This is a genomic window from Streptomyces sp. NBC_00009, from assembly GCF_045040855.1.
GTDB lineage: Bacteria > Actinomycetota > Actinomycetes > Streptomycetales > Streptomycetaceae > Streptomyces > Streptomyces aureus.
The window spans coordinates 2,166,323-2,180,629 of the sequence record NZ_CP108312.1 but is presented as its reverse complement, the minus strand read 5'-3'; the positions used below and the strand labels follow the sequence as shown (position 1 = coordinate 2,180,629).

The window sequence follows — 14,307 nt, the reverse complement described above, 5'->3', positions numbered from 1 at the left end:
TACCCGGCCTCAGCCCTTGATCGGGGTGAACAGGTCGAGCCAGTACAGGAGGTTGAGCAGGATGCCGCCGACGATCACCGCGGCGGGAGCGGCCGCCATCCGTACGACCGGGCGGCCCATCGCCTCGTTCAGCAGATAGAGCCCGCCGACGACGAGGATGCCGAGACCGCCGCCCATGGCGTTGGCCGCCATCAGCGAACCGAAGAGGATCGCCAGCTGGAGCGTGTCGGTGATGGCGCTGCGCAGATGCTCCGACGAGTCGCGCACGCTCGGCAGCTTGCCGAGGAACTTGCCGATGTAGGAGAGGGCGAGCACTTCGACGGCGAACACGGCCGCGCCGACGATCGCCGCGAGGAACGGGTTCGGCATCAGATAGCCGATGGGATAGACGAGCGTGAAGCCCGCGATGCCGTACGCCCCAGAGGCGAGCGCCGTCGTCGCGATCAGCGGGATGAAGCCGAACACCCGGTAGAAGTCGACCTGGGCGGCCTCCGAGTACTGCCCCTTCGCGATCAGGAAGCTGGTGGCCTCACCACCGCCGAATATGTGCATCTGCGCCAGCACACAGACACCCGCGCCGAGCACCATGAACAGCGGCAGGAACTTTCGCAGCCGCGTCGCGCTGGAGCTGAACAGCGACGCCATCGGGTCGTCCGCGAGGACCACTTCCTCGACGCCGCCGCCCTCGGCCCGCGCGGCCTTGCGCTCCCGGACGTCCTTGCCGATCGCGAGGCCGATGAGCATCAGGACACCGACCGCCATGGCGAGCGCGCCCGCGAACATGTTCGGCCAGATCTTCATGGTCATCACGACGAGGGCCAGTTCGAGGACGCCCGCGACGCCGCCCCACATCCGCCCGAACTGCTTGGTGATCGCCAGCACCGGGAACAGCGTGAACAGGAACAGGATCGGCGTCGACATCTGCTGCATCGCGGTGAGGAAGTCGACCGGCAGGTCGTGGGCCACGTTGTTCGCGCCGTTCAGGCCGAACACGACGACGGCGCCCCAGGCACCGCCCAGGATCGGGGCGATCCACTTCTTCGGGGCGAGGAGCCCGAGGATGTCCGTGGGCAGGAACAGCAGCCACGGGTTGAGTACGCCGGTGGAGAGAGCCATCGGCGCGCCGAGGCCGAAGATGAACCCGGCGGAGAGCCCGAAGGAGACCGCGGTGGTGGCGCTGCGGGTGGACCGGCCCTGGATGAAGTCCAGCATGAACGGGCGTACACCGTCGTTGAAGACGGCCAGTGCCATGTGCGAGATGAACGCGGTGAGCGCGCACAGGGCGATCACGGTCAACTGCTGCGCCAGAGAGAAGTCGAGGTTCGCACCTGCGGCGAGAGTGGTGTTCACGGGGCTCACGGGATCTCCTTCGTGCCCGGGGCGGAGGTGCCTGGTGTGGTCAGGCGCGCGCGGCGATGGCGCGGGCGATCAGCGGAGCGATGACGTCGATCTGGTCCATGGAGAAGCCGAAGACCTTCTTGCCCTGGTCGAGCAGGGAGTTGACCTCGTCCTCGGTCGGTACGGAACGCCCGAAGGTGTGGCAGGCGGGCTGTCCCATGAGCCCGACGAGGACGCCGAGCGAGGCGCCCGCGCCGGTGTGACAGGTGCCGAGGTAGAAGTCGGCCTGGCCCACGCGGAGCTTCATTGCGGCGTCCATGTCGCTGGAGACGATGATGTCGACGCCGGCGAGGGCGAGCGCCTTGACGGTCCCGGTGACCTCGACCTTGCCTACGCCGCCGGTGAGGATCTTCTTCATGGGGTGGTCCTTGGGGGTCGGGAGTCGGTTGATGGCTGTCCCGCCAGCACCGCAAGATGCATGGCCAGGAAGTTGATCTCGGAGTCGGGCAGGGTGGCGCCGAGCTGTTCGCGGGCGCGGGCGGCGACCTCGCGGGCGCCGGCCACGGCGTGGGGGTGGCCGGCCAGTTCCGCGGCCACCTGCTCGTCGGTGAGGAACTGCTCGATCGGCTCCCCGTCGACGAGCCGGGTCAGCGCCATCATCAGATGGCTGGTGAGCATGCCGGCGGTCTGCTCGGTGACCTCGTTCCCGCGTTCCGCGAGGGCGGTGAGTTCGGCGGTCACGAAGTCGGCGACCTCGGGCCTGACCTGGCCGCCTTCGCGGAACAGCCGGATACGGAGGGCGAGTTGGTCGTCCATGGGATCTCCTTCCGGGTTCCACGGGCAATTCGACAATAATCAGGATTCTGGATATTCAGGTCGGGGAAAGGGTGGGTGAATCCTTCCGGCCTCACCCCTGCCGGCTCAGTACGACGGCACGCGCTCCCCCCGCAACACCTCGGCCTGCAGTGACGTCACCGTCGACAGGTCGACCGCGTCCCGCACCGCGGAGAGCGCCTTCGCGCCCTCGGTCCTGCCGATGATCGCCGCGCTGGAGTTGCGCAGGGACAGATCGCGGGTGACCTCGTCGCCCAGCGGCAGCACCTCCCCGCCCATCCCTGTCCGGCCCTGTACCTCGTCGAGATTCCAGACAGTGGCGTCGGCCAGGTTCTGCGCGAACAGGTCCCGCAGCTGCATGTACGAGGACTCGACCCACTTGATGTCGGAGCGCCCGGCGAACGCGCGCTCGGCGAGCATCCGCTGGTCCTCGGAGGTGGGGTCCACGGCGACCCGCAGGCCGGGCGCGTCGAGCGAGGCGCCCTCGCGCAGCAGCAGTCCGTGGGCACCGACATACGTGGCCGGGCCCAGGTCGGCGACGAGTGCGAGCTGACCGGGGTGCTCCTCGATCAGCCGGTCGGCGGCGAAGCGCGAAAGCACCACCAGGTCGACCTTGCCTTCGAGCAGGGCCGTGGTCCGGGCGCCCGCGCCACGCATGAACGTGATCGCGAACGGGGTGCCCGCCTCCTCGAAGGCGGTGCGCAGACCGGTGGCCAGGCCCTCGTAGCGGCGGGAGTAGGGGAGGGGCATCGCGGCGAGCAGGGTGCCGAGGCCGGAGAGGCGCCACAGTACGGAGCGCTCGGAGCGCACCAGGAAGGTGCCGAGGTGGCCGCGCGCGGCGGTCTCGATGGCGCCGGACTCCTCCAGGAGCCGCAGGGCGGCCTGGACCGTGCCGTTTCCGCACCCCAGTTCCTCGGCGAAGTCGCGGACCCGGGGCAGTCGTGTGTCGGGCTCGTGGTTGAGCAGCAGGACCGCGAGCTGGCGGGCCGCGAGGCCGTTGCGCGTAAGGAAGCGCTCGTCAAAACCGTGCACGGATCGGACAGTAACCAGGATTCTGGATACTGGCAAGGGTCCCGGATGTGTGCGGTCATGGGCGGGAGGCGTGACGGCAGGAGGAGAGCAGGCGTGGCCAACCCCGTACCCCCGCGCGACCGGACGGACCAGCCGTGGCGCTCCGAGGGGGCGCCGCCTCCACCGCCCGCCAAGCCGCCGCGGAAGAAGATGCCGGGCGGCTGGGGCGGCCTCATCCTCACCGCTCTGATCGTCTACCTCATCGCCAACCTCGTGCTGTCGTTCTTCAACCAGGGCAACGAGCCGACGATCTCGTACACCGAGTTCAGCAAGCAGGTCGCCGACAACAACGTCACCAAGATCTACTCCAAGGGCGACGCGATCCAGGGCCAGCTCAAGAAGGAGCAGCCCACGCCCGCCGGCAGTGACAGCTCGAGCAAGAACTACACCAAGTTCAAGACCCAGCGGCCGTCCTTCGCGGACGACGACCTCTGGGTGAACCTGGAGAAGCACAACGTCACCGTGACGGCCTCACCGGTCGTCCAGGAGCGCAGCTTCCTCGCCAACCTCCTCATCTCCCTCGCCCCGATGTTCCTGCTCGTCGTGCTGTGGATCTTCATCGCGCGGCGGATGCGGCAGGGCATGGGCGGCGGCATGGGGGGAGGAATGCTCGGGCGCAAGCAGCCGCCCAAGCCGGTCGAGCTGGAGCCCGGCATGCAGCGCACGACGTTCGCGGACGTCGCCGGCATCGACGAGGTGCAGGGCGAGCTCAGTGACGTCGTCGACTTCCTCAAGAACCCCGACGCCTATCGCGAGATGGGCGCGAAGATGCCCCGCGGCGTCCTCCTGTCGGGCCCGCCGGGAACCGGCAAGACGCTCCTGGCCAGGGCCGTCGCGGGCGAGGCCGGGGTCCCGTTCTTCTCCGCGTCCGCCTCCGAGTTCATCGAGATGATCGTCGGAGTCGGCGCCTCGCGCGTACGCGAACTCTTCGCCGAGGCCCGCAAGGTGGCGCCCTCGATCATCTTCATCGACGAGATCGACACCATCGGCCGGGCCCGCGGCGGCGGCTCCGCCATGGGCGGCCACGACGAGCGCGAGCAGACCCTCAACCAGATCCTCACCGAGATGGACGGCTTCTCGGGATCCGAGGGCGTCATCGTCATCGCGGCCACCAACCGAGCGGACGTCCTCGACCCGGCCCTCACCCGCCCCGGCCGCTTCGACCGCGTCGTGACCGTCAGCCCGCCCGACCGCGGCGGCCGCGAGGCCATCCTCAAGATCCACACCCGGCAGATCCCGCTCGCCTCCGACGTGGACCTGACGCAGGTCGCCCGTACGACCCCCGGCATGACCGGCGCCGACCTCGCCAACCTCACCAACGAGGCCGCCCTCCTCGCCGTCAAACGCCAGCAGAAGACGGTCACCCAGACCGACCTCTCCCAGGCGCTCGAAAAGGTCCAACTGGGCGCAGAGCGGCCTCTCGTGATGCCGGACGAGGAGCGCCGCCGCACCGCGTACCACGAGAGCGGCCACGCCCTCCTCGGCATGCTCCAGCCCGGCGCCGACCCCGTCCGCAAGATCACCATCGTGCCGCGCGGCCGCGCGCTCGGCGTCACCCTGTCGACCCCCGACGTCGACAGATACGCGTACACGGAGGAGTACCTGCGCGGGCGCATCATCGGCGCGCTCGGCGGTATGGCGGCCGAACACGTCGTCTACGGAGTGGTCACCACCGGCGCCGAGAACGACCTCGAACAGGTCACCAACATCGCGCGCGGCATGGTCGCCCGCTGGGGCATGAGCGACCGCATCGGCCGCCTCTCCGCTCTGCCGAGCGACGCCCAGCAGGCGTACGGGCTCTCCGCCGCGCCGCACACCCTCGACACCATCGACCACGAGATGCGCCGCATCGTCGACGAGTGCTACGAGGAGGCCTGCACCAAACTCCGCGACCACCGCGGCCAGTTGGACGCCCTGGCCGCGGCACTCCTCGCGAACGAGACCCTGGACGAGGCGGAGGCCTACCGCGTCGCCGGCGTCATCCGCCTCACCAAGGACGAGGAGGCGCAGGGGACTCAGGGGACTCAAGGGACTCAGGACACCGACGGCCAGGGGACGGCGACGGACCACTAGCGACCGTCACGGGGTGCGCGCGATCACGTAGCGGAACACGTTCGGCATCCACACCGTCCCGTCCTGCCGCTGATGCGGATGCAGCGCCTCCGTCATCTCCTTCTCGACCTGGGACCGGTCCGTCGCGCCGATCGCCGCGTCGAACAACCCCGTCGACAGCAGCCCGCGCACGGCGCTGTCCACGTCCGCGTAGCCGAACGGACAGGCGACCCGGCCCGAGCCGTCCGGCCTGAGCCCGGCCCGATGTGTGACCTCCTCCAGGTCGTCGCGGAGCGCGGGCCGCCAACTTCCCGTGCTGCGCAGCGGATCGGCGAGCTTCGTCGCGACCCGCAGGACCGACGACGTCGCGCACCGCTCCGGCGGACCCCAGCCGGCCAGCACCACGGGAGTACCCCGCTCGGCGAACGGCGACGCCGACTCCAGGAGCGCGCCGAGCCCCTCGGAGTCACCTGCCGTGCAGCCGATCGGCTGGAACGCGGTGATCAGGTTGTACGGCGGATCGTCCGGTTCCGCCGCGTCCCCGGGGCCCCCTTCGGTCAGTCGCGTGTCGCCACGCGCGCGCGTGCCCCACGTCTCGCCCTGGAGACGCTCTCTGGCCAGTGCGAGCCGCTCGGGCGCGGCCGCCTCGACGCCCGTGACCGCCGCGCCCCGCGACGCCGCCATCAAAAGGGCGAGCCCCGAGCCGCAGCCGAGGCCGAGAAGCCGGGTGCCGGCCGCTTCGCCGACCTCCAGCCGTTCGTAGACCGCTTCGTAGAGCGGGACCAGCATCCGTTCCTGTATCTCCGCCCAGTCACGCGCGCGTGCGCACAGGTCCATGCGGGGCACGCGCCCCGCGTGGGGGAGGTGCCGCTGCACGAGCGTAGGTGTCATCGAAAGCGCCCCAATCCGCCGAGAGTTACTGCTGTGGCGTGTTCCTGCGGTTCGTCCGCCCCCGTACATGTGCGCTCGCAGTTCCCCCGTATGCCAGAGAACTCCGCATCCGTCGTCTCGTCTAGGGGGTGTTCCCAAGGGCCTTCGCGCGCTGCGCGCGGGCCTGCGCCGTGCGGCCGGACGGGGGTAAAAAGATTGCCGACCGGGCGTAATCGCGCCGTAGCATGCGCGCCATGGCCAAGACACCCGTTCTCACGCCTCAGGCAGAGGACTTCCCGCGCTGGTACCAGGACATCGTCAACAAGGCCGAACTGGCCGACAACGGTCCAGTGCGCGGCACGATGGTCATCCGACCGTACGGCTACGGCCTGTGGGAGCGGATGCAGCAGGACATGGACGCCCGCATCAAGGAGACGGGCACCCAGAACGCGTACTTCCCGCTCCTGATCCCGCAGTCGTACCTCCACAAGGAGGCCGAGCACGTCGAGGGGTTCGCGCCCGAACTCGCCGTGGTGACGCACGGCGGCGGCAAGGAGCTGGAGGAGCCCGCCGTCGTCCGCCCCACCTCCGAGATGATCATCAACGAGTACTTCGCGAAGTGGGTGCAGAGCTACCGCGACCTGCCCCTCCTCATCAACCAGTGGGCGAACGTCGTCCGCTGGGAGCTGCGCCCCCGCCTCTTCCTGCGCACCACGGAGTTCCTCTGGCAGGAGGGCCACACCGCGCACGCCACGTACGAGGAGGCCCGCGACTTCGCGGCCCGCATCCACCGACACGTGTACGCGGACTTCATGCAGGACGTCCTCGCGATGGACGTCGTCCTCGGCCGCAAGACCGCCAAGGAGCGCTTCGCCGGCGCCATCAACACCCTCACGCTCGAAGGCATGATGGGCGACGGCAAGGCCCTCCAGCTGGGCACCAGTCACGAACTCGGCCAGAACTTCGCCAGGGCCTTCCACACCCAGTACCTGTCCAAGGAGGGCAAGCAGGAACTGGTCTGGCAGACCTCCTGGGGATCGACCACCCGCATGATCGGCGCGCTCGTGATGATGCACGGCGACGACAACGGCCTGCGGATCCCGCCCCGGCTCGCCCCCACCCAGGTCGTGGTGCTGGCCATCAAGGGGGACGACGCCGTTCTGGCCAAGGTCCACGAGATCGGCGGCGCCCTCAAGGCGGCCGGCATCCGCGTCCATGTCGACGACCGCACGGACACCCCGTTCGGCCGCCGCGCCGTCGACTGGGAACTCAAGGGAGTGCCGGTACGCGTCGAGATCGGCCCGCGCGACCTGGAGAACGGCACGGCGATGCTGGCCAGGCGCATCCCCGGCGGCAAGGAGCCGGTGGCCATCGAGGCGCTCGCCGCGCTGCTGCCCACCGTCCTGGAGGAGGACCAGGCGCTGCTCCTGAAGCAGGCCCGCGAGCGCCGCGAGTCCCGTACGGCCGACGTGACGACGGTCGACGAGGCCGTCGAGGCCGCCACTTCGGGCGGCTGGGCCCGCATCCCGTGGGCCACGCTCGGCGAGGCGGGCGAGGCCGCGCTGGCCGAGCACTCCGTCTCCGTACGGTGTCTGGTCACCGAGGACGGGGCGGTGCCGGACGCGGATGACGCGGCGGGTAACGTCGCCGTCGTGGCACGCGCGTACTGAGCCACCGCACCTGCGAAGCGAGCGGCGCGAGAGAGGCCGAAAGGCCCCTTGCATATCAGAGGGACACAGTCGCCCCGGCGTGCGGACATCGTCTACGCGCCGGGGCGTACGTATGCCTACGCACCACCTTGGTGTGAGCTGTGAGGCTTCTCCGCAGATCAGCGCACCCGCCCTCGTCCGGACGCATGAGCGGCAACTGACTGGTACGTGCAAATTATTTGGGATGCCCCGGAATAGGAACACAGAGGCATCCCGGCTCGTTGTCACGACGTGAGCACGACACCACCTGTTCTCGCCGCAGAGCTGGCACAGGCGTGGGCCGACATTCAGCGGCACCACCCTGAGCTGCCAGATCTAGCCGCGCCCGAATCCCTGATCGGGGAGTCGTCGTCCGCCTGCGGACACGAGCTCTCCTTCGAGCGACTCCTCCATGAGGCAGTCCATGGCATCGCCGCCGCCCGAGGAGTCCGCGATACCTCCCGCGCCGGCCGGTACCACAACCGCAGATTCCTCGCCATCGCCGAAGAGCTGGGCCTCGACCACCCCGAGGAACCGCACCCCAGCAGCGGCTTCTCGCTGGTGACGCTCAACCCCGAGGCGAAGCAGCGTTACCGGCCGACGATCGAGCGGCTCAAGAGCGCCCTCAAGGCGCACACCGTGGCCACCGCCGCGGACACCAAGCGCAGCTTCCGCGGCCCGGCCGCGCGGCACGGCTCCTCCGGGGGCGGCGTCCGCGTCAAGGCGGTCTGCGACTGCGGGCGCAATGTGCGCGTGGTGCCCTCGGTGCTCGCCCAGGCCCCGATCGTCTGCGGCGGCTGCGGCAAGCCGTTCCGCATCCCGGAGGCCGTCGGCGCGGGCGTCGGGTGATCTCCGGCTGATCTTCGGTGAGGGTGTGCGACCTGCTGCGGGGCGCCCAGACCGGATTCGGCCGCCCCGCCGGCGTATGGCACAATGGCTAGCTGTACTCGACAGCCGCATAGGAACCCTCTCGCCTCCGGCTGACGCGTCCATCGGGCACTCCGAGTACCGCAACCCCACGTGGCATCCCGTTGTGCCCAACCACGTCAAGACCAGGAGACACCACTCCAGTGGCAGTCAAGATCAAGCTGAAGCGTCTGGGCAAGATCCGTTCGCCTCACTACCGCATCGTCGTCGCCGACTCCCGTACCCGCCGTGACGGCCGGGCCATCGAGGAGATCGGCCTGTACCACCCGGTGCAGAACCCCTCGCGCATCGAGGTCAACTCGGAGCGTGCCCAGTACTGGCTGTCCGTCGGCGCCCAGCCGACCGAGCCGGTCATGGCCATCCTGAAGCTCACCGGTGACTGGCAGAAGCACAAGGGCCTCCCGGCCCCCGCGCCGCTGCTCGTCGCGGAGCCCAAGGACAAGCGCGCCGCGTTCGAGGCCTTCACCAAGGGTCTCGAGGGCGACGACGCCAAGGGCGAGGCCATCACCCCGAAGGCCAAGAAGGCTGACAAGAAGGCGGACGAGGCCCCGGCGGCCGACTCCACCGAGTCCACCGAGGCCTGAGCATGCTCGAGGAGGCTCTTGAGCACCTCGTGAAGGGCATCGTCGACAACCCCGACGATGTGCAGGTCGCCTCGCGCAACCTGCGCCGTGGGCGCGTTCTCGAGGTCCGGGTTCACCCCGACGACCTCGGCAAGGTGATCGGCCGCAACGGCCGCACCGCGCGTGCCCTGCGTACCGTCGTGGGCGCCATCGGCGGCCGCGGTGTCCGCGTCGACCTCGTCGACGTGGACCAGGTTCGCTGAGCCGGACCAACGGTTCGGCGACAAATGAAGCACCGGCTCGGGCCGGGGAGGGCCTCAGGGCCGTCCCCGGCCCGTGGCCGTATGACAGGAGAGTTGTTCACGTGCAGCTGGTAGTCGCGCGCATCGGTCGCGCCCACGGCATCAAGGGCGAGGTCACCGTCGAGGTACGCACCGACGAGCCCGAGCTGCGGCTCGGCCCCGGTGCCGTGCTCGCCACCGACCCGGCCTCCACGGGGCCGCTGACGATCGAGACCGGCCGCGTGCACAGCGGCCGCCTCCTGCTCCGCTTCGAGGGCGTACGCGACCGTACGGCCGCCGAGGCGCTGCGCAACACGCTCCTCATCGCCGAGGTCGACCCGGAGGAACTGCCGGAGGACGAGGACGAGTACTACGACCACCAGCTGATGGACCTGGACGTGGTCACCACGGACGGTGTCGAGGTCGGCCGGATCACCGAGATCTCGCACCTGCCCTCGCAGGACCTGTTCATCGTGGAGCGCCCCGACGGCAGCGAGGTGATGATCCCCTTCGTCGAGGAGATCGTCACCGAGATCGACCTCGAGGAGCAGCGGGCGATCATCGACCCGCCGCCCGGGCTCATCGACGACCGCGCCGAGATCGCCTCCAGCCGCGACGCGGACGAGGGCTCCGGCGAGGACTCCGGCAAGCGCTCCGAGGCGGGCGGCGCCTGATGCGGCTCGACGTCGTCACGATCTTCCCCGAGTACCTCGACCCGCTGAACGTCTCCCTCGTCGGCAAGGCCCGCGCGCGCGGGCAGCTCGACGTACGGGTGCACGACCTCAGGGAGTGGACGTACGACCGGCACAACACGGTCGACGACACCCCGTACGGCGGCGGCCCCGGCATGGTCATGAAGACCGGTCCCTGGGGCGATGCCCTCGACGACGTGCTCGCCGACGGCTACGAGACCGGGTCCCACGGCCCCGCTCTCGTCGTCCCCACGCCCAGTGGCCGCCCCTTCACTCAGGAGCTCGCCGTCGAGCTCTCCGAGCGCCCCTGGCTGGTCTTCACGCCCGCGCGCTACGAGGGCATCGATCGCCGCGTCATCGACGAGTACGCGACCCGGATGCCGGTCTACGAGGTCTCCATCGGCGACTACGTGCTGGCCGGCGGAGAGGCCGCCGTACTCGTCGTCACGGAGGCCGTCGCGCGACTGCTGCCCGGGGTCCTCGGCAACGCCGAGTCCCACCGGGACGACTCCTTCGCGCCCGGCACCATGGCCAACCTCCTCGAAGGGCCCGTCTACACCAAGCCCCCCGAGTGGCGCGGCCAGGGCATCCCCGACGTGCTGCTCAGCGGCCACCACGGCAAGATCGCGCGCTGGCGCAGGGACGAGGCGCTGCGGCGCACCACCCGCAACAGGCCCGATCTCGTGGAGCGTTGCGACCCGTCGGTCTTCGACAAGAAGGACCGCGAGATGCTCTCCATCCTGGGCTGGCGGCCGGGCCCCGACGGCCGATTTGGGCGAGACCCCGAAGCCGTGGAACAATAAGCCGCTGCTGTACGTCCAGCGTGCGCCCCTGCCACAGGGGGAACGACGCCCGCCCGACGCGATCAGCTACCGAATCCTCATTTCGAACATTCCCGCCGATGACCTGTGGCATCGGTGAAGAAAGCAGACGATCATGTCTCACCTGCTCGACTCCGTCGACAGCGCGTCGCTGCGCAGCGACATCCCGGCCTTCCGCCCGGGTGACACCGTCAACGTCCACGTCCGCGTCATCGAGGGCAACCGCTCCCGTGTGCAGCAGTTCAAGGGCGTAGTCATCCGCCGCCAGGGCGCCGGTGTCCGCGAGACCTTCACGGTCCGCAAGGTCTCCTTCTCCGTCGGCGTCGAGCGCACCTTCCCGGTGAACAGCCCGATCTTCGAGAAGATCGAGCTCGTCAGCCGCGGTGACGTCCGTCGCGCCAAGCTCTACTACCTCCGTGAGCTGCGCGGCAAGGCCGCGAAGATCAAGGAGAAGCGCGACAACTGAGCTCGCGCACGGGGTCACAGCCGGGCCGGATAGCATCTGGCCTCGATGGACACCGAAGCACAGACAACGGAACGCGATCGCGCCTCCCACCCCTCCGTACACGAGGGCGATGAGGAGCGGTCGCGTTTCGCGTTTGTGTCGCGGGCCGCGTCCTGGCTTCCCGGCGGCCGCCTGACCCTGTCGGCGCTGCTCGGCCTCGTGTCGCTGCTCCTGCTGAGCATCTTCGTGGTGCAGCCCTTCCAGATCCCCAGCGGTTCCATGGAGCCCGCATTGAGGGTCGGGGACCGCGTTCTCGTAAACAAGTTGGCGTACCGTTTCGGTGCTGAGCCGCAGCGGGGCGACGTCGTGGTCTTCGACGGGACCGGGTACTTCGGTGACGCCGACTACATCAAGCGGGTCGTGGGCGTGGGGGGAGACCATGTGGTCTGCTGCGACAGCAAGGGGAGGATCGGGGTGAACGGCGAACCGGTGGACGAGAGCACGTTCCTGTACCCCGGCAACACCCCCTCCGAGGTCCCCTTCGACCTCGTCGTGCCCGACGGCACCCTCTTCCTGCTCGGTGACCACCGGGGCGACTCCCGGGACTCACGCGACTACCTGGGCGCGCCCGGCGGCGGCATGGTCCCCGTGGGCGAAGTGATCGGCAAGGCCCAGTGGATCGCCTGGCCGACGGGCCACTGGGGCTCCCTGTCCCGTAACGACGTCTACGCGCGCGTGCCCGCACCCGGCGGTGCCCATGGGTAACCGCGGACGCTCCCACTCGCGCCGGGGCGGCGGCGACACCCGCCTGCCCACCGGGACGCGCCGCGCCGGCAGCCCGCCGATGCCGGGCCGTGCCGAGCGGCGAAGGCTGGCGCGCAAGGTCAAGCGACGCCGACGACGCTCCGCGCTCAAGGAGATCCCGCTCCTCATAGGCGTGGCGCTGCTGATAGCACTCGTCCTGAAGACGTTCCTCGTCCAGGCCTTCGTGATCCCGTCCGGCTCCATGGAGCAGACGATCCGGATCGGCGACCGGGTCCTGGTCGACAAGTTCACCCCGTGGTTCGGCGCGAAGCCGCAGCGCGGCGATGTCGTCGTCTTCAAGGACCCCGGTAAGTGGCTGGAACAGGAACAGGGCACGAAGAAGGACGCCCCTGTCGGCGTCAAGCAGGTGAAGGAAGGTCTCACCTGGATCGGCCTGTTGCCCTCAGACGACGAGCGCGACCTCATCAAGAGGGTCGTCGCGGTCGGCGGTGACACCGTCAAGTGCTGCGACAAGCAGGGCCGCGTGACGGTCAACGGGACGCCCCTGAGCGAGCCGTACATCCATCCGGGTGACGTGCCGTCGAAATTCGAGTTCGAGGTCAAGGTGCCCAAGGGGCGCCTGTTCGTGATGGGAGACCACCGCTCCAATTCGGCCGACTCCCGCTTCCACCGCACTGAGGCCTTCAGCGGCACCGTCTCGGAGAAGTCGGTCGTCGGCCGGGCCCGCGTGATCGCCTGGCCGGTCGGTCACTGGCGGACGCTTCCGGAGCCGGAGACCTACGCGTCGGTGGCCGACGCGCAGAACGGGTCGGCCACGGCCCCGGAACCGTCGCATAGGGTGGCCTCCGCGGATCTGAACGGATTGATCCCTCTCCCGAGCCCTGCGGAACTCCCGCTCGTTATGGGAGTGGTGGGCCTGCATCGCGTATGGGACAGGCAGCGGCACGGAATGAGGAGTGGATGTGGGGGACTTGGCGGTCGGCGCACGGTCAGGGCACGGGCCCGACGAGCAGCCCGGGCGATCCGACGACGGAGCGGCAGCGGCCGCGACGGGCGCCGTGAACCTCGAGAGTGACGGCGCGGACGGCAACGGGCACGGTGGTGGCCACGGAGACGGTCCAGGAGACGGCTCCGGTGGCGGCAGCAGGTCGGGCGGTCAGGCGAAGAAGCCCCGCTCCTTCTGGAAGGAGCTTCCGCTCCTCATCGTCATTGCGCTGGTCCTGGCGCTGGTCATCAAGACGTTCCTGGTGCAGGCGTTCTCGATTCCGTCGGCGTCGATGGAGAACACCCTGCAGATCGGCGACCGTGTGCTCGTCGACAAACTGACGCCGTGGTTCGGCTCCGAGCCCGGGCGCGGCGAGGTCATCGTCTTCCACGACCCGGACGGCTGGCTGAAGGACGAGCCGACGGCCGAGCCGAATCCGGTGCAGCGCGTCCTCGGCTGGATCGGCCTCATGCCGTCCACGAACGAGAAAGACCTCATCAAGCGCGTCATCGGCGTCGGCGGCGACACCATCGAGTGCAACGGGACGGGACCGCTCGAGGTCAACGGCAAGGCGCTCGACGAGCCGTACGTCTACCCGGGGAACACCCCGTGCAGCGACGACAATGTGGGCGGCAAGTTCAAGGTCACCGTACCCATTGGCAAAGTTTGGGTCATGGGTGACCACCGCCAGGACTCCATGGACTCCCGGTACCACCAGCAGGACAGCAACCAGGGCTTCGTCCCCGTGGACAACATCGTGGGCCGCGCGATCGTGGTCGCCTGGCCGCCCACCCGCTGGACGACCCTGCCCGTGCCGGACACCTTCGACCAGCCGGGCCTGAGCGCCGCGATGGGAGCGGCCCCGGGCGCGCTCGGGCTCGCGGGCGCCGCGCCGCTCGTGCTGTGGCGCAGGCGTCGGCTTACCCAGGGGAACACCAGGGTTTCTGAGGTGAAGACCGCCGGGTAGGGTGCCGT

General features: G+C 69.5%; 16 protein-coding genes. 11 read left to right on the top strand and 5 right to left on the bottom strand.

Annotated elements, in window-relative coordinates:
• Window positions 1-9 precede the first annotated feature (9 nt).
• The 4 genes from OHA58_RS09655 to yhfZ form a co-directional block, all read right to left on the bottom strand.
• Window positions 10-1,350 (bottom strand): YhfT family protein, encoded by a 1,341-nt coding sequence (locus OHA58_RS09655; protein ID WP_405484872.1) that lies wholly within the window; start codon window positions 1,348-1,350, stop codon window positions 10-12.
• Between the two features lie 49 nt (window positions 1,351-1,399).
• Window positions 1,400-1,756, bottom strand: a complete 357-nt coding sequence (locus tag OHA58_RS09650; protein ID WP_405478268.1) for a DUF2620 domain-containing protein — start codon at window positions 1,754-1,756, stop codon at window positions 1,400-1,402.
• On the bottom strand, window positions 1,753-2,154 hold the full coding sequence (locus OHA58_RS09645; RefSeq protein WP_405478267.1) for a PRD domain-containing protein: 402 nt from the start codon (window positions 2,152-2,154) through the stop codon (window positions 1,753-1,755). The genes OHA58_RS09650 and OHA58_RS09645 overlap by 4 nt, the downstream gene beginning before the upstream one ends.
• A 105-nt stretch (window positions 2,155-2,259) precedes the next feature.
• Window positions 2,260-3,204, bottom strand: coding sequence for a GntR family transcriptional regulator YhfZ (gene yhfZ, locus OHA58_RS09640; protein WP_405478265.1), 945 nt, complete (start codon window positions 3,202-3,204; stop codon window positions 2,260-2,262).
• A gap of 93 nt (window positions 3,205-3,297) precedes the next feature.
• On the opposite strand from yhfZ, the gene ftsH reads away from it, so the two are divergent.
• Window positions 3,298-5,316, top strand: coding sequence for an ATP-dependent zinc metalloprotease FtsH (gene ftsH / locus OHA58_RS09635; protein WP_405478263.1), 2,019 nt, complete (start codon window positions 3,298-3,300; stop codon window positions 5,314-5,316).
• Window positions 5,317-5,322: 6 nt separating this feature from the next.
• On the opposite strand, the gene OHA58_RS09630 is transcribed toward ftsH, so the two are convergent.
• Window positions 5,323-6,186 carry an SAM-dependent methyltransferase gene (locus OHA58_RS09630; RefSeq protein WP_405478261.1) on the bottom strand — a complete coding sequence of 288 codons (864 nt, stop codon included), beginning with the start codon at window positions 6,184-6,186 and terminating at the stop codon, window positions 5,323-5,325.
• A 233-nt stretch (window positions 6,187-6,419) separates the two neighbouring features.
• On the opposite strand from OHA58_RS09630, the gene proS reads away from it, so the two are divergent.
• The 10 genes from proS (at window position 6,420) to lepB (OHA58_RS09580) (ending at window position 14,299) form a co-directional block, all read left to right on the top strand.
• On the top strand, window positions 6,420-7,835 hold the full coding sequence (proS, locus tag OHA58_RS09625) for a proline--tRNA ligase (protein WP_405478260.1): 1,416 nt from the start codon (window positions 6,420-6,422) through the stop codon (window positions 7,833-7,835).
• A gap of 270 nt (window positions 7,836-8,105) precedes the next feature.
• Window positions 8,106-8,702, top strand: coding sequence for a hypothetical protein (locus OHA58_RS09620; protein WP_266559563.1), 597 nt, complete (start codon window positions 8,106-8,108; stop codon window positions 8,700-8,702).
• 221 nt (window positions 8,703-8,923) lie between these two features.
• Entirely contained in the window at window positions 8,924-9,364 is a 441-nt protein-coding gene (rpsP, locus tag OHA58_RS09615; protein WP_405478257.1) for a 30S ribosomal protein S16, read from the top strand.
• Between the two features lie 2 nt (window positions 9,365-9,366).
• Window positions 9,367-9,606, top strand: a complete 240-nt coding sequence (locus tag OHA58_RS09610) for an RNA-binding protein (protein WP_014176063.1) — start codon at window positions 9,367-9,369, stop codon at window positions 9,604-9,606.
• A 101-nt stretch (window positions 9,607-9,707) separates the two neighbouring features.
• Window positions 9,708-10,298: a ribosome maturation factor RimM gene (gene rimM / locus OHA58_RS09605; protein ID WP_405478255.1), complete on the top strand. Its 591-nt coding sequence runs from the start codon at window positions 9,708-9,710 to the stop codon at window positions 10,296-10,298.
• Window positions 10,298-11,119 carry a tRNA (guanosine(37)-N1)-methyltransferase TrmD gene (gene trmD / locus OHA58_RS09600; RefSeq protein WP_405478253.1) on the top strand — a complete coding sequence of 274 codons (822 nt, stop codon included), beginning with the start codon at window positions 10,298-10,300 and terminating at the stop codon, window positions 11,117-11,119. The genes rimM and trmD overlap by 1 nt, the downstream gene beginning before the upstream one ends.
• A gap of 133 nt (window positions 11,120-11,252) precedes the next feature.
• Entirely contained in the window at window positions 11,253-11,603 is a 351-nt protein-coding gene (gene rplS / locus OHA58_RS09595) for a 50S ribosomal protein L19 (RefSeq protein WP_127829940.1), read from the top strand.
• Window positions 11,604-11,648: 45 nt separating this feature from the next.
• Window positions 11,649-12,347, top strand: a complete 699-nt coding sequence (gene lepB, locus OHA58_RS09590) for a signal peptidase I (protein WP_405478251.1) — start codon at window positions 11,649-11,651, stop codon at window positions 12,345-12,347.
• The gene (lepB, locus tag OHA58_RS09585; protein ID WP_405478249.1) at window positions 12,340-13,422 is read left to right on the top strand and encodes a signal peptidase I; all 1,083 of its coding nucleotides are present in this window, start codon (window positions 12,340-12,342) and stop codon (window positions 13,420-13,422) included. Before lepB (OHA58_RS09590) ends, lepB (OHA58_RS09585) begins: the two co-directional genes overlap by 8 nt.
• Window positions 13,310-14,299, top strand: a complete 990-nt coding sequence (lepB, locus tag OHA58_RS09580; protein ID WP_405478247.1) for a signal peptidase I — start codon at window positions 13,310-13,312, stop codon at window positions 14,297-14,299. Before lepB (OHA58_RS09585) ends, lepB (OHA58_RS09580) begins: the two co-directional genes overlap by 113 nt.
• Window positions 14,300-14,307 lie beyond the last annotated feature (8 nt).

Bases quoted from the DNA above. Each gene is read 5' to 3' on its own strand.
- OHA58_RS09650 (WP_405478268.1), bottom strand. From the start codon at position 1,756: ATGAAGAAGATCCTCACCGGCGGCGTAGGCAAGGTCGAGGTCACCGGG.
- OHA58_RS09645 (WP_405478267.1), bottom strand. From the start codon at position 2,154: ATGGACGACCAACTCGCCCTCCGTATCCGGCTGTTCCGCGAAGGCGGC.
- OHA58_RS09630 (WP_405478261.1), bottom strand. From the start codon at position 6,186: ATGACACCTACGCTCGTGCAGCGGCACCTCCCCCACGCGGGGCGCGTG.
- proS (WP_405478260.1), top strand. From the start codon at position 6,420: ATGGCCAAGACACCCGTTCTCACGCCTCAGGCAGAGGACTTCCCGCGC.
- OHA58_RS09610 (WP_014176063.1), top strand. From the start codon at position 9,367: ATGCTCGAGGAGGCTCTTGAGCACCTCGTGAAGGGCATCGTCGACAAC.
- trmD (WP_405478253.1), top strand. From the start codon at position 10,298: ATGCGGCTCGACGTCGTCACGATCTTCCCCGAGTACCTCGACCCGCTG.
- rplS (WP_127829940.1), top strand. From the start codon at position 11,253: ATGTCTCACCTGCTCGACTCCGTCGACAGCGCGTCGCTGCGCAGCGAC.
- lepB (WP_405478251.1), top strand. From the start codon at position 11,649: ATGGACACCGAAGCACAGACAACGGAACGCGATCGCGCCTCCCACCCC.
- lepB (WP_405478249.1), top strand. From the start codon at position 12,340: ATGGGTAACCGCGGACGCTCCCACTCGCGCCGGGGCGGCGGCGACACC.